31 protein-coding genes are annotated in these 22,552 nt (G+C 51.7%); 5 read left to right on the forward strand and 26 right to left on the reverse strand.

Annotated features, from left to right (window positions below):
• Window positions 1-51 precede the first annotated feature (51 nt).
• The 26 genes from SH449x_RS21275 to SH449x_RS21400 form a co-directional block, all read right to left on the reverse strand.
• Entirely contained in the window at window positions 52-627 is a 576-nt protein-coding gene (locus tag SH449x_RS21275; protein ID WP_482378091.1) for an adenylate kinase, read from the reverse strand.
• A gap of 57 nt (window positions 628-684) precedes the next feature.
• Window positions 685-2,043 (reverse strand): preprotein translocase subunit SecY, encoded by a 1,359-nt coding sequence (gene secY / locus SH449x_RS21280; protein WP_482378092.1) that lies wholly within the window; start codon window positions 2,041-2,043, stop codon window positions 685-687.
• A gap of 180 nt (window positions 2,044-2,223) precedes the next feature.
• The gene (gene rplO / locus SH449x_RS21285) at window positions 2,224-2,715 is read right to left on the reverse strand and encodes a 50S ribosomal protein L15 (protein ID WP_482378093.1); all 492 of its coding nucleotides are present in this window, start codon (window positions 2,713-2,715) and stop codon (window positions 2,224-2,226) included.
• The gene (rpsE, locus tag SH449x_RS21290) at window positions 2,715-3,206 is read right to left on the reverse strand and encodes a 30S ribosomal protein S5 (RefSeq protein WP_482378094.1); all 492 of its coding nucleotides are present in this window, start codon (window positions 3,204-3,206) and stop codon (window positions 2,715-2,717) included. The genes rplO and rpsE overlap by 1 nt, the downstream gene beginning before the upstream one ends.
• A 16-nt stretch (window positions 3,207-3,222) precedes the next feature.
• The gene (gene rplR / locus SH449x_RS21295; protein WP_482378095.1) at window positions 3,223-3,591 is read right to left on the reverse strand and encodes a 50S ribosomal protein L18; all 369 of its coding nucleotides are present in this window, start codon (window positions 3,589-3,591) and stop codon (window positions 3,223-3,225) included.
• Between the two features lie 135 nt (window positions 3,592-3,726).
• Window positions 3,727-4,269: a 50S ribosomal protein L6 gene (rplF, locus tag SH449x_RS21300; RefSeq protein ID WP_482378096.1), complete on the reverse strand. Its 543-nt coding sequence runs from the start codon at window positions 4,267-4,269 to the stop codon at window positions 3,727-3,729.
• Window positions 4,270-4,358: 89 nt separating this feature from the next.
• Window positions 4,359-4,754 (reverse strand): 30S ribosomal protein S8, encoded by a 396-nt coding sequence (gene rpsH, locus SH449x_RS21305; RefSeq protein ID WP_482378097.1) that lies wholly within the window; start codon window positions 4,752-4,754, stop codon window positions 4,359-4,361.
• Window positions 4,755-4,776: 22 nt separating this feature from the next.
• Complete coding sequence (locus SH449x_RS21310; protein WP_482378098.1) at window positions 4,777-4,962, reverse strand: type Z 30S ribosomal protein S14; 186 nt, start codon at window positions 4,960-4,962, stop codon at window positions 4,777-4,779.
• Between the two features lie 85 nt (window positions 4,963-5,047).
• Window positions 5,048-5,608: a 50S ribosomal protein L5 gene (rplE, locus tag SH449x_RS21315; RefSeq protein ID WP_482378099.1), complete on the reverse strand. Its 561-nt coding sequence runs from the start codon at window positions 5,606-5,608 to the stop codon at window positions 5,048-5,050.
• Between the two features lie 132 nt (window positions 5,609-5,740).
• Window positions 5,741-6,076, reverse strand: coding sequence for a 50S ribosomal protein L24 (rplX, locus tag SH449x_RS21320; RefSeq protein ID WP_482378100.1), 336 nt, complete (start codon window positions 6,074-6,076; stop codon window positions 5,741-5,743).
• A complete protein-coding gene (rplN, locus tag SH449x_RS21325; RefSeq protein ID WP_482378101.1) occupies window positions 6,077-6,445 on the reverse strand; it encodes a 50S ribosomal protein L14 in 369 nt (122 codons plus the stop codon). It lies immediately after the preceding gene.
• 85 nt (window positions 6,446-6,530) lie between these two features.
• The gene (gene rpsQ, locus SH449x_RS21330; RefSeq protein WP_482378102.1) at window positions 6,531-6,824 is read right to left on the reverse strand and encodes a 30S ribosomal protein S17; all 294 of its coding nucleotides are present in this window, start codon (window positions 6,822-6,824) and stop codon (window positions 6,531-6,533) included.
• 58 nt (window positions 6,825-6,882) lie between these two features.
• On the reverse strand, window positions 6,883-7,080 hold the full coding sequence (gene rpmC / locus SH449x_RS21335; RefSeq protein ID WP_482378103.1) for a 50S ribosomal protein L29: 198 nt from the start codon (window positions 7,078-7,080) through the stop codon (window positions 6,883-6,885).
• A 125-nt stretch (window positions 7,081-7,205) separates the two neighbouring features.
• Window positions 7,206-7,622 (reverse strand): 50S ribosomal protein L16, encoded by a 417-nt coding sequence (rplP, locus tag SH449x_RS21340; RefSeq protein WP_482378104.1) that lies wholly within the window; start codon window positions 7,620-7,622, stop codon window positions 7,206-7,208.
• Window positions 7,561-8,274, reverse strand: coding sequence for a 30S ribosomal protein S3 (gene rpsC / locus SH449x_RS21345; RefSeq protein WP_482378105.1), 714 nt, complete (start codon window positions 8,272-8,274; stop codon window positions 7,561-7,563). The genes rplP and rpsC overlap by 62 nt, the downstream gene beginning before the upstream one ends.
• Window positions 8,275-8,284: 10 nt before the next feature.
• A complete protein-coding gene (rplV, locus tag SH449x_RS21350) occupies window positions 8,285-8,641 on the reverse strand; it encodes a 50S ribosomal protein L22 (protein WP_482378106.1) in 357 nt (118 codons plus the stop codon).
• Between the two features lie 24 nt (window positions 8,642-8,665).
• Window positions 8,666-8,938, reverse strand: coding sequence for a 30S ribosomal protein S19 (gene rpsS / locus SH449x_RS21355; protein WP_482378107.1), 273 nt, complete (start codon window positions 8,936-8,938; stop codon window positions 8,666-8,668).
• A gap of 96 nt (window positions 8,939-9,034) precedes the next feature.
• Window positions 9,035-9,892 (reverse strand): 50S ribosomal protein L2, encoded by an 858-nt coding sequence (gene rplB, locus SH449x_RS21360; protein ID WP_482378108.1) that lies wholly within the window; start codon window positions 9,890-9,892, stop codon window positions 9,035-9,037.
• A gap of 14 nt (window positions 9,893-9,906) precedes the next feature.
• Window positions 9,907-10,218: a 50S ribosomal protein L23 gene (rplW, locus tag SH449x_RS21365; protein ID WP_482378109.1), complete on the reverse strand. Its 312-nt coding sequence runs from the start codon at window positions 10,216-10,218 to the stop codon at window positions 9,907-9,909.
• 105 nt (window positions 10,219-10,323) lie between these two features.
• Complete coding sequence (rplD, locus tag SH449x_RS21370; RefSeq protein WP_482378110.1) at window positions 10,324-10,950, reverse strand: 50S ribosomal protein L4; 627 nt, start codon at window positions 10,948-10,950, stop codon at window positions 10,324-10,326.
• A 45-nt stretch (window positions 10,951-10,995) separates the two neighbouring features.
• Window positions 10,996-11,649 carry a 50S ribosomal protein L3 gene (rplC, locus tag SH449x_RS21375; RefSeq protein ID WP_482381845.1) on the reverse strand — a complete coding sequence of 218 codons (654 nt, stop codon included), beginning with the start codon at window positions 11,647-11,649 and terminating at the stop codon, window positions 10,996-10,998.
• 212 nt (window positions 11,650-11,861) lie between these two features.
• On the reverse strand, window positions 11,862-12,185 hold the full coding sequence (gene rpsJ / locus SH449x_RS21380) for a 30S ribosomal protein S10 (protein ID WP_482378111.1): 324 nt from the start codon (window positions 12,183-12,185) through the stop codon (window positions 11,862-11,864).
• Window positions 12,186-12,361: 176 nt separating this feature from the next.
• Window positions 12,362-12,952 (reverse strand): 1,2-dihydroxy-3-keto-5-methylthiopentene dioxygenase, encoded by a 591-nt coding sequence (locus tag SH449x_RS21385; protein ID WP_482378112.1) that lies wholly within the window; start codon window positions 12,950-12,952, stop codon window positions 12,362-12,364.
• A gap of 63 nt (window positions 12,953-13,015) precedes the next feature.
• Window positions 13,016-13,912 carry a hypothetical protein gene (locus SH449x_RS21390; protein WP_482378113.1) on the reverse strand — a complete coding sequence of 299 codons (897 nt, stop codon included), beginning with the start codon at window positions 13,910-13,912 and terminating at the stop codon, window positions 13,016-13,018.
• A gap of 79 nt (window positions 13,913-13,991) precedes the next feature.
• Window positions 13,992-14,873, reverse strand: a complete 882-nt coding sequence (gene murB / locus SH449x_RS21395; protein ID WP_482378114.1) for a UDP-N-acetylmuramate dehydrogenase — start codon at window positions 14,871-14,873, stop codon at window positions 13,992-13,994.
• 85 nt (window positions 14,874-14,958) lie between these two features.
• Window positions 14,959-15,393: a thioredoxin family protein gene (locus tag SH449x_RS21400; RefSeq protein ID WP_482378115.1), complete on the reverse strand. Its 435-nt coding sequence runs from the start codon at window positions 15,391-15,393 to the stop codon at window positions 14,959-14,961.
• 897 nt (window positions 15,394-16,290) lie between these two features.
• Here SH449x_RS21400 and SH449x_RS21405 point away from each other — a divergent pair.
• The 5 genes from SH449x_RS21405 to SH449x_RS21425 are packed head-to-tail and all read left to right on the forward strand — an operon-like array spanning window position 16,291 to window position 22,311.
• A complete protein-coding gene (locus SH449x_RS21405; RefSeq protein ID WP_482378116.1) occupies window positions 16,291-17,397 on the forward strand; it encodes a glycosyltransferase family 4 protein in 1,107 nt (368 codons plus the stop codon).
• Complete coding sequence (locus SH449x_RS21410; RefSeq protein WP_482378117.1) at window positions 17,394-18,707, forward strand: hypothetical protein; 1,314 nt, start codon at window positions 17,394-17,396, stop codon at window positions 18,705-18,707. The genes SH449x_RS21405 and SH449x_RS21410 overlap by 4 nt, the downstream gene beginning before the upstream one ends.
• Window positions 18,700-19,674 (forward strand): glycosyltransferase family 2 protein, encoded by a 975-nt coding sequence (locus SH449x_RS21415; RefSeq protein ID WP_482378118.1) that lies wholly within the window; start codon window positions 18,700-18,702, stop codon window positions 19,672-19,674. The genes SH449x_RS21410 and SH449x_RS21415 overlap by 8 nt, the downstream gene beginning before the upstream one ends.
• On the forward strand, window positions 19,674-20,864 hold the full coding sequence (locus SH449x_RS21420; protein WP_482378119.1) for a glycosyltransferase: 1,191 nt from the start codon (window positions 19,674-19,676) through the stop codon (window positions 20,862-20,864). The genes SH449x_RS21415 and SH449x_RS21420 overlap by 1 nt, the downstream gene beginning before the upstream one ends.
• Window positions 20,851-22,311 (forward strand): glycosyltransferase family 39 protein, encoded by a 1,461-nt coding sequence (locus tag SH449x_RS21425; protein ID WP_482378120.1) that lies wholly within the window; start codon window positions 20,851-20,853, stop codon window positions 22,309-22,311. Before SH449x_RS21420 ends, SH449x_RS21425 begins: the two co-directional genes overlap by 14 nt.
• The last annotated feature ends 241 nt before the right edge of the window (window positions 22,312-22,552 follow it).

A 22,552-nucleotide genomic window follows, 5' to 3' on the forward strand; every position in this document is an offset into this window, starting at 1 on the left:
CGTTTCTAGGTGCAAAGTCCGTTCGGATCTCTTCCCCCTTACCCTGGCCTTTCAAGGCTGAGAATGGCGATCAACGCAACTCCTGATCGCCTCGAACACATCGTCAGGAGATTGCATCCCATCGACGACCTCTAACTTGTCCTGTCTTGCATAATACTCGGTGAGTGGAGCCGTTTGCGTTTTGAAAACATGCAGCCGTTCGCGAATGGTCTCATAATTGTCATCCACTCGACCATCGATTTGAGCTCGCTTCAACAGCCGCTGGATCAGCTCCTCTTCGTCGACTCTTAATTCGAGTGCCATGTCCAGCTTAAGGCCCTCTTCGGCCAGGAAGTCATCCAGCAGTTGTGCTTGAACTATCGTCCGAGGGAATCCGTCGAACAAAGCACCGTTTACACATTCCTCACTCTTTAATTTCTGCGAGACAATCCTCATGACCAGATGGTCCGGAGCCAATCGGCCAGCGTCAATGTAGGACGCCACCCACCGAGACAGAGCGGTGTCCTGCTTCTTGACCGTCCTTAACATCTCACCCGTCGAAAGATGGGGGATGCTAAGCAGCTTCACCAATCTCGCACACTGTGTTCCCTTTCCAGCCCCCGGGGGGCCGATAAATACCAATCGCATCTTGCGGCCCTTCCTAAACCCAATCTAAATTCCAGCGCCCTGGGAATCGAACATGGCTTATTGTTCGAGAAGTCCCTTGTAGTTCCGCATCAGCAAATGACTATCGATTTTCTGGATCAAGTCAAAACCTACACTGACCGCGATAAGCAATCCCGTACCGCCATAAAAAGAAGCGACCGAAAAAGGTACCCCAAACTGGGATGCTATCACCGTCGGCACGATCGCGACTATCGCCAGAAACGCTGCCCCAACATAGGTAATTCGAGTCATGACTTTCTCGAGGTAGTCAGCCGTCCTCTTTCCTGGCCTATAACCAGGGATAAATGCACCAGAATCCTGTAATTGCTGGGACATTTCCTTTGGGTTGAACATGATAGAGGTCCAGAAATAACAGAAAAAGAAAATCAAAGCGATGTAGCAGATACTGTAAACGAAAGTTCCCGAATCGCCCAAACTGGACGAAAGGGTGTTGAACACCGTCCCCAAGAACTCAGAATACTGACCAATTCCCGATGCAATAAATCCAAGTATCAACGCAGGGAACATGAGTAAGCTGCCGGCGAAAATGATTGGCATAACCCCCGACTGATTCAGCTTAAGAGGTAAAAACTGTTTTGTTCCCCCTGTGACGCGACGCCCTCGAACATGCTTCGCGCTCTGCATCTGAATGCGTCGCTGAGCCATGGTTATAAACACTACCGCAAAAACGACTCCCACAAATAAGCACGCTAAAATCAATAAAACGTCCGGACCGATCGAACTTCCCGAGCCACCGCTCAAACCCGATGTCATATTCTGCCTCAGGTCCCAAATCGCCATCGGTGCTTGAGCCAAAATTCCAGCCATGATCAATAACGAGATCCCATTTCCGATACCGTACTCGTCAATCTGCTCTCCGAGCCACATCAAAAACATGGAACCAGCCGTCATGATTGCAACACAGCTAATCTGCCAACCAAACGAAAGCTGATCTGAACTCGAATAGAAAACATCCGAGATCTTGGACGGATCATTGACCACAGTGAACCGCAAGTAAACCCAGCTTTGGATTACGCAAATAAACAATGTCAAGTAACGTGTGTACTCGTTGATCTTTTTTCGGCCCGCAGGCCCCTCTTTACGAAGTTGTTCAATGGGCGCCCAAACCGTTCCCAATAGCTGGAAAATAATCGACGCGGAAATATAAGGAGCGATGCCCAATCCGAAAATGGTCAAAGTCCTAAGATCCGTCGCAGCGAAGACAGCAACTTTATCCAGAAAACTCTGTAGCTGGTCACCCATCAGGGTATTTGAGTCTTTAAGAACGGGTAGACGAATATGGTATCCAACCCGGTAAATCGCGAGCAACGCGAGGGTCAATATGATCTTTTGACGCAATTCGGGAATAGAGAATACAACGCGAAACTTTTCCCACATAATCGTGATCCCTGAATGTTATGAATTCCACGGCCAAGCCGTCAGCCTGGATATTGTCTAGTAAGTCTCGGATCGTGACTAGCCGAATTGAGGCTGCTTCCCAAAAGGTCTACCAAAAAACAAACACCACGCCCTGAAACGTGGTGTCAACAATTTTTCCCGAGTACCCTTGAGCTGACCTTATTCGCCCTTGAGGGCTGCAACTCGCTCTTCTGGCGTCCGCTTGGCAGCGATAATTTCCACGCTACCACCTGCCGCCGCAATCTTAGTCTTGGCTGATTCACTAGCACGGGTTACAACGAACTTCAAACCTTTTGTCAGCTCGCCATCACCCAGGATCTTGATCTCGTCACAACGAACCTTGACCAAACCCTTTTCGCGGAGCGTTGTGGGATTGACTTCTTCGCCGGCCTGAAAAACGGCATCGATCACCGAGAGATTAACACCGAACACGGTCGTTGCAAACCGGTTATGGAACCCTCGCTTTGGCAAACGTCTGACCAACGGCAAATCCCCGCCGTTGAACATAGGTTTGCGGGAGTATCCACTCCGGGACTTATGACCGTCCTGACCACGCCCCGACGTCTTGCCAGTCTTACTACCAACACCACGACCAACCCGCTTTCGCCCACGATTGGTTACGATGCCATTATTGATGTCTTCAAGATTCATTACAGCTTTACTCCTCGGAGTCGTTCAACGTCTTCTCGGGTTCGGAGTTGCTCCAAGGCATCGAACGTCGCCTTGATCAAGACCGATGGATTATTGGATCGGAAGCTCTTGGTCAGAATGTCCTGAATTCCAACAGCCTCACAAACTGCCCGAACCACTTGCCCAGCAATGATACCAGTACCTGGGCTGGCTGGCATTAGCAAAACGTGGGCCGCGCCAAAGCGCCCCGTAACGGCGTGTGGGATCGTACCGTTCTCTAGCGGCACCGAGATCATAGCGCGGTTCGCAGCTTTTTGAGCTTTAGACACGCTTGGTGGGACTTCGTTAGCCTTTCCGTAACCGTATCCGACGCGACCACGACCATCACCAACAACAACCAATGCTGCAAAGCTAAACCGTCTACCCCCCTTGACCACCGCTGCACAGCGTTTGATCTTTAGGACACGATCAATGAGTTGATCGCCTTGAGTTGTTTCCGTTGTATTCGCCACTCTTCGATCACTCCTACTAGAATTCTAAACCTGCTTCGCGAGCTGCGTCAGCAAACGCAGCCACTCTGCCGTGATACCTGCACGAACCACGGTCGAGGGCCACTTGCTTTATACCCTTTGCAAGAGCTCTCTCCGCCACAATCTTACCTAGCTTCATAGCTGCTGCACAATTCCCACCATAACCCATGTCTCCCCGAAGGTCCTTGTCCCTCGTAGTAGCAGAACAAATCGTCTTGCCAACTGTGTCATCGATCACTTGGCAGCTCAAATTGGTAAGCGAACGCGTAATGCACAACCTCGGTCGCTCGGTTGTACCGCGTACCTTCTTCCGAACTCGATATGCCCGTCGCTGACGCTGCCCAGCTACAGTCTTTCTGATATCCACGCTTCTACCCTTGATTTTCCTTGGTCAAAAATGACCGCAAATTCCACCAGTTTTATCCGCACCCAAGGCCCCGCCGTTATGCCCGATGGCAGCCCCGGATCTATGTACCACTTCAACAAAGCCCACCTGGGCCTACTATGTAGCACTCTTACCAGGCTTGAGTTTGATCTGCTCGCCCACGTACCGAACACCCTTACCCTTGTAAGGCTCCGGCTTACGCAATGACCGAACATGCGCTGCAAATTGCCCAACAGCCTGCTTGTCGCAACCCTTGACCGTAACGTGCGTCTGATCCGGGCAAGTGACTTCCAAATTATCAGGAATTGGCACTTGAAGCTCATTGGCAAAACCAACGCGGAGTTGAAGGATTTTACCCTTAATCGCCGCGAGGTAACCAACGCCGATAATTTCCAGTTTCTTCTCATACCCGTTCTTGACACCAACAATCATATTGTTGATCAAAGCACGAGTTAATCCATGCAAGGCGCGGCTTGTACGCTCCTCGTTCTTTCGGCTTACACTGACTTCCTTACCATCCTCGGAACATGTCACGTCGATTCGATCGCTAAATCCGAACGATAACTTCCCCTTGGGACCCTCGACAGTTACTGTTTGCCCTTCAATTAAGACCTTCACTCCGTCCAGGACCGTAATCGGCTTTTTTCCTACTCTTGACATGTTTCTCTTTCTCTCCGGAATGTGTGCTTGATCCTGACTCGGACAGCATTCTTCCTGTTTTGCTCAATAAACCCAGTATTTCGATGTCCCTAGCAAACCTCAGCCAGTACTTCGCCACCTAGCTTGTGTTGCCGGGCTTCTCGGTCGCTGAACACTCCCCTGGACGTACTGACGATCGAGATGCCGAGTCCGTTTAGTACGGGCTTTAATTCATTGCACTTTAAATAAACTCTGCGGCCGGGTTTGCTAACACGACGAACGTTTTGGATGATTTTCTCGCCATTTGGACCATACTTCAGCTCAATCCGTAAAACTTTAGCAGGGGACTCGTCAACTTCGGTATAATCCCAAATAAAGCCTTCTCGCTTGAGTACATCCGCAACTCCCTTTCGCAACCTCGAAAGGGGCATGTCTACGAAACGTCGCTCTATGCGAACCGCATTGCGAATCCGAGTCAACATATCAGAAATTGGATCATTCGTCATGTTTATCTATCACTCCCCAAGCTTACCAGCTAGCCTTACGAACACCAGGAATCAGACCCTTGTCAGCCAACTGACGAAAACAGATCCGGCAAATACCGAACTTTCGGTATACCGCCCTAGGGCGCCCGCATAATTTACAACGGTTCTCACGACGAGTCGAAAACTTTGGCTCACGACTGGCTTTTGCAATCTTACTTTTGCTGGCCACTGATGTTATCCAATTTACTAGAAAACTGATTTCATTTGTGTCTAGGTCCCATCACCACAACGGAACCTCACCTGTCTCTATCCTACTACGCAGACTTTTTCTTTGGTGCCCTGAAAGGCATCCCGAACAGTTCCAACAATCGACGAGCATGCTCATCAGTCTTGGAGGACGATACGATCACAATGTTCATACCCTGGGCTTTTGCGAACTTGTCACCAATCAACTCAGGGAAAACCAACCATTCGGAAAGCCCCATCGAGTAGTTGCCGTTTCCGTCGAACGCTGTCCGGCTAACACCTCGAAAGTCCCTAACCCGAGGCAAAACGATACTGATCAAACGATCCAGAAATTCGTACATTCGCTCACGTCGCAGAGTCACCTTGCAACCGATAGGAACGCCTTCGCGGAGTTTGAAACCCGCGATGGAATTCCTAGCCAACGTCGCTACCGGCTTCTGTCCCGAAATCTCGGTCATCGCATCCAAAGCAAGCTCAAGGAATTTCTTGTCCTGCATCGCCTCTCCAACTCCCATATTGATGGAGATCTTCTCCAACTTGGGAATCGCAAGAATGTTACTAATTCCAAGCTCTTGAGCGATCTGCGGTCGGATCGTTTCAAAGTAATGCTGTTGTAATCGTGGTTTCATCTTTTTCGTTGGGTTGCCCACCCTTAAGGATCTATTGGTCGTGGCCTATTTAAACCAGTGATTTGTTTTTTTACCAAGCCTGCTGAACCCGTAACCTTGGTTACAGCTCCAAACAAGCCTACTTCGAAGGAACTATTTGCTCTTCGCTGGAGACACGACACTGATCGTCTCCCCGCTTTTCTTACTATATCGCTCTTTCGATCCATCCGGAAGGATTCTTACTCCGACCCGCGTTGGCAATCCCGTTTTCGGGCACACCAACATTACCTTGGATGCATCGACGAACGCCTCTCTGGACAATCGCCCACCCTGTGGGTTTCTTTGGGACTTGCGTACGTGCTTGAATATCTTGTTCAAGCCCTCTACGATGACCTTGTTATTGGCTCGATCGACCTTGATTACCTTGCCCCGCTGGCCTTTGTCTTGCCCGGAGAGCATGACCACTGTGTCATTGACCTTAATCAACATTTAAACCACCTCACTCGCCAATGAAACAATCTTCGTAAAGCTCTTCTCTCGCAATTCTCGAGCAACCGCTCCGAAAATCCGAGTGCCTCGAGGGTTGTTGTCCTTATCGACCAAGACAACTGCATTGGTGTCGAATCGGACGTAACTGCCGTCCACTCGCCGTGCAGGCTGACTGGTGCGTACGATAACGCCACGCACGACGGCCTTTTTCTTGATCTCACTGCCGGGAATCACACTCTTGACGGAGCAGATGATGACATCCCCCAGTCCAGCGTACCGGCGACGCGTTCCACCAAGCACCTTGATGCACATCACTTCACGCGCACCCGTGTTATCGGCGACAACCAATCGGCTTTCTTGCTGAATCATTTTGGACTATTCCAACCTATCGACGTTTATGTTTGCTGTACTAAATAACGAGCAGCGTTGCGAAACAATCGCAACAAAACAACGTTTATGAACTTAATTCGCTCGACAAATCTTCCGATACCGAGGCAACTGCCGACTTGTTCTTTTGGACAACCTTAACCAACTTCCATCGCTTGAGCTTGGAAAGTGGCCGTGATTCTTCAATTTCCACCAAGTCTCCCACCTGAGACTCGTTGTTCTCGTCGTGGGCGTGGCATACAGTCGTTTTGCGAATGATCTTCGTATACCTCGGATGTCTCACCAATCGCTTGATTTCAACACGCCGTGTCTTCGAAGCCTTATCGCCAGTTACAACCCCAACCAAAATTCGCCGTGGCATAGTTCTGTAGTCTTGCTAAATATCTAAGTTTTTATCTGTGATCCCGAAGGACCCCCGGTTAGACGCTTTTCTTTGATCGCTCGGTCTGTATCGTACGAACTCTTGCAATCAACCTCCTGTTGTGCCGCATTTGCGTTGGCACATCCACTCGGTCGGTCTGAGATTGCAACCGAAGCTTGAACATGGTCTCCGCAGCATCTACCGCTGTGAGCTCCAGTTGCTCATCGCTCATCTCTCGAAGTTCTTTTGCTTTCATATCCACACTAACCGTTTAAAATTTGTTTCACTTGCCGACCTGGTCGGCATTCAACCTGGGACGACAACCCTATCGTCATCCCGGCATATGTTCGCTTTCCATTGAGTATCAGAACCCACGCGTTATTAAGCAGGACGTCGCCTGATTAATCGCACGGGAACCGGCATCTTGGCGGCCAAACGTGCGAAACAAATCTTCGCCTGTTGTTCCGTCACTCCGCTCAGCTCGTACAGAACTGTGCCTGGCTTAACCACAGCAACCCAGTACTCCGGCTCTCCTTTCCCCTTACCCATTCGGGTCTCAAGAGGTTTCGAAGAAACCGGCTTATCCGGAAATACTCTAATATATAGTCGCCCCGTACCACGAACGTATTGATTACCAGCAATCCGCCCCGCTTCGATTGTCTGAGCTCGGATCCAGCCACCTTGCAGGCACTGTAGTCCAAAATCTCCAAAAACAACCTTGTTTCCGCGGGTTGCATTACCTTTTATACGTCCTCTTTGGCTTTTTCGGTGCTTGACCCGTTTGGGCATCAGCGCCATCGTTAGCTTCTCCCGCGTAAGAACCTTGATTTACCCATACCTGAATACCAATATTTCCTTGCGGAGTACTGGCTTCAGCAAACCCATAACTAATCTTCGCTTGGATCGTGCTGAGTGGAAGTGCACCCGCGTTGCCCTTTTCGCAACGCGCCATTTCCGCTCCACCCAATCGTCCCGACATTTGAATTTTGATACCCAGTGCTCCAGCATCCATGGCGGTCTCAATCGCACGCTTCATGGTTCTGCGGAAACTAGCTCGCTTCGCGAGTTGTTTGGCAATGTCCTCTGCAATCAGCTGCGCCTGAATCTCTGGCCGATAAACTTCCTCTACCTTGAGGTTCACCCGGCGACCAATCAGGTTCTGCAATTCTTCCTGCAGAATCTCGATCTCCGTACCCTTCTTCCCAATAATCAAACCTGGCTTCGCAACGTAAACCATCAACCGAACTTCATCCCGCGTTCGCTCGATTTCGATTCGATCAATCCCAGCCTCTCTGTAGGCTGGCTTGGTTGGATGGTACTTGATGAACTTCCTAATCTTTTGATCTTCGACCAGCAATTCTGCAAACTCTCGCTTGCTGGCATACCAACGACTCTTCCAAGTCATCACAATACCGGTGCGGAAACCAATTGGATTTACTTTTTGTCCCATATTCCGTTTCCTACATCTCTTCTAGTCGTTTGAGTTCAACGCTGATATGGGCCGATCGCCGCAGAACGGTAAAGGCCTGACCACGCGACATCGGACGAAACCGCTTGAACATCGGCCCACCATCGATTCTGGCGTCGACGACAACCAACTCTTCCACGGAATACGAACGCCCGCCGTTCTGCTCCGTATCTTGAGCGTTCCCGATGGCACTCCTGATCACCTTCTCCAGCATCCTCGCACCGCGATTCGGCTGGTACTTGAGCAATGCGAGTGCTTCGTCCGCAAATTTGCCACGCACCAAGTCTGCCAGCGGACGTACCTTTCTGGCACTGATGCGTGCATGTCTATGAACGGCTCGAAAAGCCATGTTATATTCCTGAATAAAAAGTACTTACTTCTTGCCGCCCTTGCCACCATGACCACGGAAGGTCCGGGTCGGGGCAAACTCACCAAGCTTGTGCCCAACCATGTCTTCTGTCACGTAGACCTTGATGTGAGCCTTGCCGTTATGGACCATAAAGGTCGTTCCCACGAACTCGGGAACAATCGTGCATCGTCTTGCCCAAGTCTTAATGGGCTGGTTGTCGCCGGTCTCTCGAGCCTTCGAAAACTTTGCGAATAACCTGGGCTCCACATAGGGGCCCTTCTTTGTCGATCGTCCCATTCGTCGAAATCTTCCCTACAATGTTTCTTAACTTGTTTCGCTATCGATCTCGATCGTGTTTGAAACGCGATCGACGTATCTTCGTCGCCTAAGCGATTACTTCAACTTCAACTGGCCATACCTAACCGACTTCCGTCGACGTATGATCGCCGAGTTACCCGGCTTCCTTGGTCTTCTCGTCGATCCGCCCTTCGCCAATTTGCCCGTAGGACTAACTGGATGACGCCCACCCTTGGTTCGTCCTTCACCACCACCGTGTGGGTGATCGTGCGGGTTCATCGCAGTACCACGAACGTGGGGTCTTCGACCCTTCCATCGGTTACGCCCGGCTTTTCCAATCACGACTTTCTCGTGCTCAGAATTACCCATACGCCCAATGACCGCTCGACATTGTCCGGGAACCCGCCGCACCTCACCACTAGGCAATTGCAACTGTGCCCAACCTGACTCCCTCGCCATCAAAACAGCACTCATGCCCGCTGAACGACACAAAGCCGCTCCTCGTCCGGGAGTCATCTCCACGCAGCAAACCTCGGTTCCTGGTGGAATGTTTCGCATTGGCAAACAGTTTCCAACTACCGGAGCGGCGTTCTCGCCATTCTCGATCGTTTGCCCGGCTTTTAAGCCGTCTGGAGCAAGCACGTATGCTTTCTCGCCATCGGCATAAACCACCAATGCGATCCGCGCCGTTCGGTTCGGATCATACTGGATCGAATCAACCTTACCAGCGATCCCATCCTTTGTTCGACGGAAATCAATGATGCGGTACATTCGCTTATGACCGCCGCCTCGATGGCGAACAGTGATAAAGCCCTGATTATTTCGTCCGCCCTTTTTCTTCGCTCGCTTGAGCAAAGATTTCTCGGGCTTTGCTCCTGGTGTCAATTCGACAAAGTCATTGACCGATGCGTTTCGACGCCCAGGTGAAGTTGGCCGGTATACTCTAATTCCCATTGTTCACTCTTCTCCTAGAAGAAGTCGATCTTGTGTTCGTCGCTCAGCTTAACAATGGCCTTTTTCCAAGCCTTTGTCTTACCAGCTTTCATCTTATAACGCCGAGCTTTTCCAGCTCTGTTTTGGGTCGCTACCGCAACGACCTTAACGTTGAACAATTCCTCGATCGCATCTTTGATCGCTGGCTTATCCGCAAGGGGATTAACCTCGAACGCATAACGGTTCTGCCGAGTCGCTTTGTGCACACCCTTCTCAGTCACCAATGGTCTTACGACGATTTGGTGAGGAGTGAGGATCATCGATGTTTTAGGCTTTGGTTTGGCCATGGTGGTCTCGCGTTCGCTAGCCCTACAATTCGTTTTTCATTAAGTCACTGTTTATGCAAAGCGGCACGATATCCGCCCAGCTTACATTCACCTAGCTACGTTGTCTTACGATGCTCGAGACTGTAACCAGTCCAACGCATCTTTCGTCACTACAAGCTTCTTTGGCCGCAGGATGGTAAGTGCATTCAAGTCGGAGACCGGGGAAATCGTACATCCCTGGATGTTCCGCCCACTCAAATACACGTTCTTGTCCAAGCCACCGAGAGCCAACGTCTTGGTCTGGCCTTCCAAGCCCAAAGCCTTGAAAGCCGCAGCCAGCACCTTGGTCTTGGGAGCGTCCATTTTGATTTCGTTAACCACCACAACCGATCCGGACGTGATCTTGGCGGCCATCGCCATTCGCGTTGCAGCCTGAACAGCCTTGCGTGGCAAGCGATAATAATAAGATCTTGGTTGACGGGAGTTGGCATGTCCACCACCACGACGAACTGGTGTCCGCTTGGCACCCATCCGTGCATTACCCGTTCCTTTTTGCTTGTAAAGCTTTTTGGTCGAACCTGAAACTTCGCCGCGAGACTTTGTCTTATTGCTACCTTGTCGTTGGTTTGCCAAGTACATCACGACGACGTCGTGAAGCAACTGCTTGCTAATCTTCGGTGCAAGCTTGGCTGGGTCGATTTCGTAGTCGCCTACTTTATTCCCTGCGAGGTCAAATACTGGAAGTGTTGTCATTTTGCTTTGCCTTGAATGCTACGGCTACCTAGATGGATTCCGAACTTAACCAACCTTGTTGGTCTCTCGAATAATCACGAATCCACCTGCTGGTCCTGGAACGGCGCCGTGTACCAAAATCAGATTGTTTTCAACGTCGATCTTCGCAACTGACAAGTTACGCATCGTTACTCGGTCCACCCCGTAGTGACCAGCTCCCTTTTTGCCTTTGCGAACGTGACCGGGGTATGTACCGGCACTGGTGCCCCCTGCATGACGGTGAACTTTCTTCACACCGTGGGTCGCACGCTGACCGGCAAAGTTATGCCGCTTCATCCATCCGGAAAACCCGCACCCCTTGCTCGTGCCGGTAACGTCTACAGCCTTGACACCCTCAAGAATCGAAACATTGAGTTGTGCACCAACCTCGGCAGTGGGAGCCCCGCGGAACTCGCGAACAAACCGCTTTGGTTCACACTCTGCCTTGACAGAAACTGCCGCTCCAGCGGCCTTTAATTTGGTCGAACGCTTGCTAGAAATAGAGGCTACATGCCCGCGACCAGCTTTGCTCACCAACCGGCGAGGCTTGTCAGAGAAGCCCAATTGCATGGCTTCGTAACCATCACGATCTACGGTCTTGACTTGCAAAACGTGGCAAGGACCAGCTTCGATTACCGTGACAGGAATCGCGCGTCCGTTAGCTTCAAATATCTGTGTCATACCGACCTTTCGGCCGAGAATACCTTTGCTCATCTTTTTGTTCCGTAAATCGTTTGCCTTAAGGGACTCGTCGACAATCACGACCCCAACTTCAAGTTGAAAGGCCTGGCAGGCTCTCCATCGACAGGAACGAGCCCAAAGATTACCGAAGGTTACCCGCAGGGCTTCCGTTCATCGTGGAATCCTGATGGATACGTTAAATTACCGCAAAACTATCGCGACGTGGCCTTGATCTTGATGTCCACCCCTGCTGGGAGACTCAACTTGTTCAAGGCTTCAATGGTCTTCGCTGTCGCCTGCTTGATATCGATCAAACGCTTGTGCGTTCGGATCTCAAACTGCTGACGTGCTTTCTTGTCGATGTTCGGGCCGGAAAGAACGGTGTATCGCTCGATCCTGGTTGGCAATGGAATGGGACCATGGACTTCAGAGTGGGTACGCTTAGCTGTATCCACAATCTCCATAGCACTTTGATCCAGAACGGCATGATCATACGCTTCCATTCTGATGCGAATTACTTCATGCGATCCAGACACTGTTATTACCACCTGTACTAAACATCGAAAATCAGCAATCCAACCCTTGGATGCTATGCCATTTCCCACATCGGTCGCGGGAGGGGAGAATTTAGGGAGGAGCCCCCAAGTCGTCAATCGCAAAAGTTCGGATTTTGTTGCGATCTAGTTGAAAGAAAGGTTTGTACCCCCGGAATCTAGCCTACACCGCCCAGTTTTGTATCGATTGGTAAATAGCTACCACCAAAACACGCGGGACTAAACTTCTCATGCACAGGCGTTTCGACGTAATGTGGTGTCCATCCCGTCATGTCTTGGAAAAACCGGATACAGCGTATGTGCCTGTCGTCGCACAAGTTAAACCAATGGTTCATCCCTTTGGGTACGTTGATCATGTCGCCACTCTCAACCGTGACCCCAAATACGGGGCCGCCGTCTGGATGGAGGTGGAACACTCCCTTGCCAGCGACGGTAAATCGGACCTCATCCTCGGTGTGGATGTGCTCCTTGTCGAACTTAGCCAGCATAGCGTCCAAGTTTGGGGTGCTCGGGTTGACGTTGATTACGTCCGCAGTCACATACCCACCCGCTTGCTTTACCTGCTCGATCTCCTGAGCATACTCCTGCAAAATCTCTTCGTCGGTTGCCCCGTCTTTTAGCCTGCCGGCGACTTGCCAGTGCTCATAAACGATCCCGAACGGCCTTAGAAATTCAACGATTTCCAAAGGTTCATTAATGGTGCGGTTTTGCTCTTCAATGAATATGCTTGCCATAGAATTTCGACTCATTTGCGGTGGGATACAGTGACATGAATGCTCAATTGTAGCGTTTTTGGCCGGACAGGCGAACTGCTAGTCCCGATCCGAAACCGTCAAGTCCAAGCTCTCTCGACTCCAAAGCGTTCTGTTGGAGGCTGCGTCCAATAATCTGCTTAGCTTGTTGCTGGCCGACGGCTCGGCGATTCCTTCCATACCAATAGCGCACCCCCACTTTACTCTCGGCCCTGTCTTGTCAGCACCAGCGGCTGTGATTAGCTCGAAAACCCACCCCCTTCGGGACTGGCCGTTGCCATAGACGTTGACCCTGCGAATCATTGCGTGCTCTCGATGTGGTGCCAGCAACGCACACAATTCTGCTGCCTGTTCAATTCTGGCGTCTCCAAATCGTCGCCCCTCCAGGCGGTCATCACTATCTCTGATTCCCGTTGCGTAAATCCAGATATAGCGAGGCACGTCACTTTCCTGAAAATGCTCCCGGGGCAACAAAACGCCTTCCCTGTCAATGGGAAGAAAGGATGATCGGCCATCCTCCCCCTCGCAATGAACCATCGCCACCGGCTGCCGAAATTCCGCCTTCACCAGAACCCGCCCCCCGGCAACCAATTGAACTTGCTGGGTCTTTCGAATCGATGGATGGGAGTCAAAGGCCCTGGCGATTACCGCCGTAGCTTGATTGTCGAAAATCGAAACGTGCTCCAAACCACCAGCCCTAAACACGTCGTCCGTGATCGATGACTTGAGCCAATCGGGCTGCGTTAAGAGGACATCTTCCTGATTGATGCCGTAAAACGTCTTCTCGTAGTGATGGGCTCCATAGAAAAGCCAGCCGAAATAGCCGATGAGCAAAAGAAGCGATGGCCCCACCATGCTCAACAATGCCGTGCGAGGAATAGATCGAAACCAACCTAGCAAATGAGACCAAATCAAGGGCTCTTTCTTCGTTTGGGATTCGATATCTGCCGAAGCCATCTCGTACGTCCTTGTACAAAATCGTTAGGTTTCGCTGCCCATCGATTGACAGCGAGGCGCACTCCGCCACATCTAGCGTTTACCAAATTTGAAGGTACTGCTGCAACTGCACTCCGCTGCGATCTTGAACCCCCTGCTTGATCCTTTCCAGCAATTTCAAAACTTGACCGCTCGTGGCTCCAGCGCTAGCGATCAAGAAATTGGGATAGGCCGTGCTCATCCGGACCGCACCTTCCACAGCACCAACCATTCCGGCTTGCTGGATGAGATCCGCAGCTTTGTAACCTACGGGGTCAATAAAAGCCAACGCCGCCCGCTCGGGAAAGGAAGGCTGCGAACGACGCTTCAGAATCCAAAAGGTTTGCTGCCTCTTGGTCAATGCTTCTGCGTCCCCCGCATAAAGCGAAAACGTAACCTCAATTAACGCGACACCATCTAAACCGCTCGTGCGATGCGTAAACGCCATTTCATCCCGCGTCACGTCTCGAATGCTCCCGTCTTTTGCTAGCACTTTCGCTGATTTGATGGACTGGGAAATGTCTCCCTCATCCGAGCCGCAGTTGCCGCGAACCGCTCCGCCAACCGTGCCTGGAATTGCGACCAAGTGCTCGAGCCCCCCCAGTCCCAGTCCGACAGCATGCCCAACGACGTGAGATAACTTGGCGCCCGCCCCACACGTGAGCATCGTTCCAGCCTGTGAAATCTGTGAAAACGCGGGGGCTGTCAGCATCATGGTGACCCCGGCGAAACCCGCTTCTCGAACTAGCACGTTCGATCCGCCACCCAACAATCGAACCGGTATCGACTGATCGTTACAAGCCTTTAGGACCTGCGATGCCTCCTCCACCGAATCGGGCTCAACCAGATACCTGGTTGGACCACCTATCTGTAGCCATGTGAAAGGAGCCAGGGATTCGTTTTCCCGGATAATGCTAGAATATTGTGCCAGCTGATGCGTCATACGATTGTTCAAACTTACGAAAAAAGGGACGCGAGAACTGGTCCGTCCTCGCATCCCCTGGTTGTACCATCCGATCCCGTTTACGCTACCGTCGCTGAGGCAGAACTTCTATTGCACGGGACAGTAGCTCCTTAACCCGCCGCTCACTCTGCATTCCCGTGAGCGAGAACTTTTTCCATCCTTTGTCGCTCTCGCAGAATACCACAATTTGTGGCAAGGTGTTTCCCTGCATAATTTGCGATGCGATCTCTGGATGCTTGTCCTTGTCTACTTGGGTGTAGACAACCTCTTTCAACTGCCCCGAATTCTTCATCGGGGTGATGGTTTCGGTCTTCATCGTCTTGCATGCTTGGCACCAATCGGCACCAACCAAAACTACGAGTGGCTTTCGCTCTCTCTGGGCTTGCTGATAAGCTACCTCGTAAGAGACCGGCTCCTCCTTCTTGTCAGCGGGCTTATCTGCTCCACTTGCGAAGCCTCCCGCAACTCCCAACACAACCAATGCCGCAATCCGCAACATCGTGGACCCCTTTCCTTAGGTAAAGGACTAGTAAAAGTTTGCACCCGAGCCGCAAAGTCCGTTTCGCTGTCCCACCATCCATCGGAAGGACGCCCGTAGTGTTTTTTGCCGACAGAGTACCAAACCGCATTTCGTAGGATGTCGAATCTAAGGGGTGTTAAATCAGGGTGAGTTTGCGGATTAGATAAGCTCTGCTGACAGCAACAAGGCACGGAGTATAGGCCCCCGAAAGCAATTCGCAACACTCGGAATCGCTCTTGCTTTGCTAGCATCGACCAAAAAAGCCCCCTGCGTCGCGTCAATTTGACGCAACTTCTGTCTCAACGGGAACGATCCCCACCCGGAAGCCAAATTCGCTAAGGCTTTCCCAAACCAAAACTTAGGAGCGTCCCTTACCAAGTTCCCATCACGCAGCCACAACCCCCCATTATGGGGTGTGCACTGTGGGAACATTTTTTTGGACTTACCTAGTTTTTATGACCAAAGAACCATCAGGGAATCCACTTTCCTGCCGGTTGGAGTGGTGACGTTAATTCGGATTGAACCGTCGAGCTAGGTGCTGTTTTGCTAAAAACGCTCCACGCTGACGGGCTTGATTTACCGCCAGGAGCTGGAGCAAATACCCTAGAAAGAACCCTGCACCCCCAAAAAGTGCGGTGCGGGGACACGAGACACCTTCTGAGAACCTAAACGAATCAAGTAGACACCGAAGTCGATCGATCGCATCAAATGCAGTACAGCCCGCCAACCCGAAAACTTCTGATACTGGCCTTCTGCTGCCACCCGCGAGGAACTATGGAGCATCGCAACGGGTGGCACCGCGCGGTCCTGGCTGCCCAAGCTGGATACGAAACCACCGTACTTTACTGCCCATGCAGCACTGACCTTGACGACTCGATGTTGACATCCGTCTTGCCCGCCGAGTTAAAAGAGATGGTCCGATTCGTGCCCGTCTCCCCTAGCGAAATCGCCAAGAAATGGCTCGGCTTCGAACCGATGTTCTATGCGGCCTACAAGCACTGGCATCGGTTGGCCTTTCGTACGGCGGCCCAATTGTATGCTTCGGCCCCTTTTGATCTGACCCACACGGTTACCCTCTGCGGTTTCCGTGAACCCGGGTTCCTCTGGCAACTCGATGTTCCTCATGTCTGGGGACCGATCGGGGGCAACCACATCTTCCCCGAACCTTTTTCGAAGCTTCTAGACAGAAAGGACCGTTGCCGCGAACGAGTCAGATCGATTCTCAACTGGCTCCAACTGAACACAACCCCACGAGTCAAAAAGGCTGCCAGAAGAAGCGCGGTTGTCATGGCTGCTACCAGCCCCGCCCAGGAGACCTTTCAGCAGACGTTCGGCATCGAGGTTTTGAAAGAGCTTGAGACGGGAATCACCAAGGTCCGCGAACAAAGCCGCCCCCCCCGCCAGCCTCATGAACCGCTCAAAATTCTCTGGGCAGGGCGACTCCGTGGCTGGAAAGCCCTTCCCATTTTGCTTCACGCCATCTCGAAGCTGCCAAACAAACATTCGGTGCAGCTTCGCGTCTTAGGTGACGGCAACTGCCAACGACCGTGGCAACAACTGGCTGGTTCGCTCGGAATCGCCGGCCTAATCGAGTGGATCCCTTGGCCGACCTACCTGGAAACGCTTCCCTACTACGATTGGGCCGACGTTTTCGCATTTACAAGTCTTAGAGATACATCCGGGACCGGACTCCTTGAAGCCCTGGCCGCCGGCTGCCCGGTCATCACGGTCGGACACCAAGGTGCCGCCGACATCGTCGACGACTCATGCGGAATTCTGACACCTGTTCACGACCTGCCAACCACCATCCAAGCATTCGCGGACGCGATCACACAACTTCAGACGTCCCCCGACCTTTGGAAACGATTGTCCGATGGGAGCCTAGCCCGAGCCAAGTCTTTTCTGTGGGACTCGCGGCTCGAACAAACTCGCGAGACCTATGAAAGGGCACTATCGAAGAAGTCCGGGGAGGCTAGCCCGTGAATAGAGCGAGCTCCTCCCCCGGTCGATGGGAATCTTTGCAACAACGTTTCGGATCGCAATTGGCTGGCTTTATTGCCCTGGCCGATCAAGGAATCGTTAGCATCACCAACTTCGCGACCGTTATTCTCCTGGCAATGTTTTGCGAAGACAGCGTGTTCGCCGCCATTGCCTTGGCCGGCCAAGCGATTAGCTACCTCCGCTCCGCCCAAGAACGCCTGATATCGGCCCCCTACGGAGCCTTCATACATCGTGCCGAGACCGATCAAACGTCCTACACAGGCAGCAGCCTTCGCCATAGCAGCGTCTTCGTACTAGTCTCGTCATTGGCTGCAACCTCAGCCGCCGTCCTCTTCTATTTTAATGCTAGCAGCACCACGATCAGTACTGGCCTCTTGGCTCAATGCCTTTTGCTTCCCTGTTTGCTGCTTCGCGATCACTTGAGGTACGTGAGTTTCGCAAGATTCCAAGTTAATGTCGCCTTTTCCTTGGACACAGTCGCAAGCCTCGTCCAGCTCAGTCTTTTGTCTGCACTCTTCTTCCTGGGACGCACAGACGCAGTATCCATCACCCTCGCCTTGGTCGCCAGCAGCCTGGTTCCAATCGTCGCATGGTTCCTGCTCAAACCGGTGTCGTACCATGTTCTGCCTAACCGTATACGGCCTGACTGGCAGGACAACTGGCGGTATTCTCGTTGGCTCCTCTTTGGACGACTCTTTGGTGTCGCCAGCTACCTGGTCATCCCATGGATGATCGCCTTTCAGCTCGGAGATTCGGAAACTGCCCTTTTTGCCAAGGCGATGAACATCATCGGGATTTCGACCGTCTTTGTCTCCGGTTTGAATAATTACTTTCAGCCGACAACGGTGCACGCATACCATAATGGTGGTCCGGCGGCTCTGCGCACAAAACTTGCTCGGAACGCAACACTATTCCTGACTGTTCTGGGGGGGCTTTGTTTCGTTTATTTTCTGCTCGGTGAATCCTTGATGCGATTTGTTTACAGAACCAATCATCCCGAGCAAGGAAACGTGACTCTTATACTGGGCATTAACGTCTTGGCCTTTAGCCTGGCCATCGTGGCTAGCAATGGACTGGCGGCGCTCCAATCCTCGGTAGCCAACTTCTGGGCAGAGTTTGGGAATTTTGTGGTCTCGATCGGGGCGGCCTTGATCGTACTGCCGACGTATGGATTAACCGGAGCTGCAACTGCAATCTTTATCGGAAGCGCAGCATCGGCAGTCATTACGACCATCATGCTGTGGTGGCAGCTACGACGCGTAGAATCTGCGGAGTCTATCAGCCATGACTAGCACAATCGAAGACGCCACCGTCCCATTGATCAGCATTGCGATCGCCACCTACAACCGATCTGCACTACTCCGACGTGCACTGGAAAGTTTAAGTCAACTCGAGCCATGTACCGCATTCCGAACGGAAGTTGTCGTGATCGATAATGGCTCAACAGATGACACACGCGATATTGCAATATCATTTTCATCTCCCCAATTTCCCGTTCGCTGGTTCTTTGAGGAGAAGGGGGGACTTCCCTTCGCAAGAAATCGAGCCGTTGAGGAGTCACGAGGAGACTGGATTGCCTTCTTCGATGATGATCAACTCGCTGCGCCGAACTGGCTTAAACGCTTATTCGAGACAGCTCAAGCCGAGAAGCTTTTGTGTGTCGGTGGCCCCCGAGCGCTTCGCATCGAAACCACCGAACCACCTCCGTCCCTTCCCGAGTACTCCCGTATGCTACTAGGGGAGATCTCTCTGGACTATCCGCATGATTATCATAGACAGCACCTTCCATGCACCGGAAACGTCTTGGTCGCACGTTCCGTCTTTGCTCAAGTCGGGCGATTTGACGAATCTGTTCTCGACGGCGGGGAAGACACCGATTTCTTTAACCGAGTGCTCGATGCTGGTGTTCGAGCCAAATACACACCAGACGCTTGCGTTGAACATATTATTGCCCCTCGAAGGCTTGAAGCGGACTACTTGCAACTCATAGCCTACCGACATGGTCGGCACGTCTGTCGACGGGACTTAAACCTTCACGGTAAAATGTTTGCGGTCGGATCTGCATTGCTTCGTTCGGGCGTGACCGGATTGCCAAGCATCGCAAAAAAAATCCTTTACCAGATTCGGGGCAAACAGCACGAAGCAATAGCCACCGCCTGCAAGTGGAGTCGGGTATGTGGCTACTGGTCCTATCTCAAGCGGGAACTTACGACAGCAGTAGATAATAACACCAGAACCATGCATCGAGGAAAAGGCTGATGCGAATTCTGCTTGTTCATAACTATTATCAACAGCGTGGTGGAGAGGACCAATGCTTTGAAGATGAAGTCCGCGTGCTTCAAGAGCACGGTGTAATCGTCGAAACCCATTCCGTTCACAATGATTCGATCGAACACAAGAACAAACTAAGCGTAGCGCTCGGTACGGTTTGGAATCGAGAGGCAGCGCGATACATCCGTAGCCGAATCGATGCGTTTCAGCCCGATATCTTGCATGCGATGAATACGTTTCCATTGCTTTCTCCCTCGGTACTAAGGGCTGCCAAGAAACGCGGCGTAGCGGTCGTGCAAGAGGTTCAAAACTATCGTTTTGCCTGCGCCAACGCATTCCTATTGCGCAATGGAACAGTCTGCGAAACCTGTTTGCATTCACATCTGCCAATCGCTGCGGTTCAACATCGTTGTTATCGCGATAACCTAGCCGGTAGCCTCACTCTGGCGAGCTCGATTTTCATCCACAAACTTTTAAAGACTTGGAACAAGAACGTTGATACCTTTCTGACGCCCTCTCAAACAACACGAAGTAAGATGGTGGAGTTTGGCATCGATCCCAAACGTATCTTGATCAAACCGAACACCCTCAATTTCGATCCAGGATTTCAAGCGTCGAATGAAGACTGTTTCGTATTCGTGGGGCGTCTGTCCCCCGAGAAAGGACTCACCACTGTCTTGAAAGCCTGGCAACAGAACCCGTGTTTTCCCAATCTAAAAGTAATCGGTGATGGCCCCGAGGCGGGGCTTGCTCAAGCTGCCGCAGCGAACGATGGTCGCATCGAATGGCTCGGAAAACGCCCCCTAACTGAAGTGTTGGATCTGGTAGGCAAGGCTAAGTTTCTTATCATGCCCTCGGTTTGGTACGAGGCCTTTGGTCGTACCACCATCGAGGCCTTTGCTAAAGGGACTCCCGTTATCGGCTCGCGAATTGGTGGAACGGCTGAGATTATCACCGATGAAATTACGGGCTTTCTTTTTGAGCCCAACAGTTCTGCCGATCTGAGCCAAACCATACACAAGGCTCTCACGCTAACGGAAGATGCGGTCGCTCAAATGCGAGTCGCAGCCCGACACTGCTTCGAGGAAAACTATACGTCTCGGGCCAATCTGAACGGACTGCTGGCGGCCTACGATTCTGCATTGGCCCATGCGAGTAAGAACCATGACCAGAGCTGATCGAGCGTTCTTGCCTGCTCTGGCCTGCATTGTCGCTCTTCAAGCCATACTACTGTCGTGCTTGCTACAGCATAAATCCTTTACCGCCGACGAGTGTTATGAATTGCGAAATCTGGCTCTTAACCCACTTACTATCGCTGCTGACGGAGATGGGTTCCCCCCGTTGTTTCGATGGCTTCTGAGCGGGGTGATCCTCGTCACAGGGGAACCACTTGCCAGAATCTTTCCCATGCTGACCTCTCTCCTAGGTACGCTGGTTATCGGTTGGACGGGTCGCAAAATCGCGGGGGCTGCGGGCGGGCTCGCCGGTGCTACTTTTTTCGCCTTCTCTGCGTGCCAATGGGAATACGCTCAACAACTGCGTTCCTATTCCCTCTATATTCTGGGGATCGCCCTGATGGGCGCGACTTTTTTCAGGCTTGTTCAGAATGCAACGCCGTCTCGGTGGCTAGGTTTCGTGGTCAGTACCAGCCTTGCCCTGCTAACCCATTACTTTGCCGTTCTATTCGCTGTTGTACTGTGGGGCATTCTAGGTTGGCTAACGATCAAGCGTTCAAACAAACTCTCTCCAAAAGGCTTTTTCATCGCTGCGATAGGCTGTGGGGCGCTCTCGCTGCCATTTCTGTGGGCCCTACAGGTCGATCTGGCCTATCCTCCTCCCCCGGAAGTAGTCAACCCGGTCGATCTAACATCCGTTGCCTATCTGTACCTGTCACTTGCACAAGGCTGGTGCGTAGGTCCCTCATCGATTGAGCTACAATCGATGCCTTTGCAGCAAGCTTTGCTGCAGATTGGCCCCTGGGCAATCATTTCATTCGGTGCAGCCTTCTGTTTAATCCTTTCGTCGATCCTTAGTGAGAAAAAATGGGAAGCAAGTGTTCTGCTCATTTTGCTTAGTATTACCACATTGATAGCCATCGGCTTATCTCTGACGCTGGGGTTTTCTTTCGTTTCTCGTTACTTAGCGGGCTTGATCGCTCCCACGGCACTTTTGGTGTGTCTAGGTTGTCAACGGTTATGTCATCCCAAGGCTTGGCTACCCTTGTTAATCCTGCTCGCCATAAACGGTCTATCGATCGCCAATCGCAACTACAATGAACGCTACGATCGAGAAAACTATCGACTCTTGATAGAAACTATCCTGGCTCAAGATTCCAAGCCTCAGATCTTGGTTCTATCGCATTACATTTCGCATGCCGTGCGCAAAACAGCACCCCAAGGTTGCGATATCACACCACTCGCATTTTACTCAGACGATCCGGATGATACCGTATTGTGGGAATCTCTTATTTCTTCAGAACAAAGCTCGGGAGCGTGGCTGGTCACGGAATGGTTCCCGCCTCATTCGCCACTGGCAGACGAACGCAATTTGCGCATCGAACAACTAGGGGCCATTCACGTCGCTCGGATCGGTAACACGCTCGAGCTGTATCGCCTAGGCGACTAAGGCATCGCTAGATCATCGCTGCTGGGTTTTCTATTTATTGGAACTATCTTTCACACAGTTTGAAGCGTGAAGCGTGAATCTCCAACAGATTCGTGCCAGGCGGTCAGGCCTCGTCGCCTCGGCCACTACGGGAAGTTCTGCATCTTCGTAGTGGACGAGGTAACGAGGCCATTCGCCCTGGAGACCGCCTGTTCTGACTATAAAATTCTAGTTTAAAATTCGAGGGACACAGCACTTGATC

The sequence above is a fragment of the Brakhagea baltica genome (genome assembly GCF_052161605.1).
GTDB lineage: Bacteria > Planctomycetota > Planctomycetia > Pirellulales > Pirellulaceae > JBKCUI01.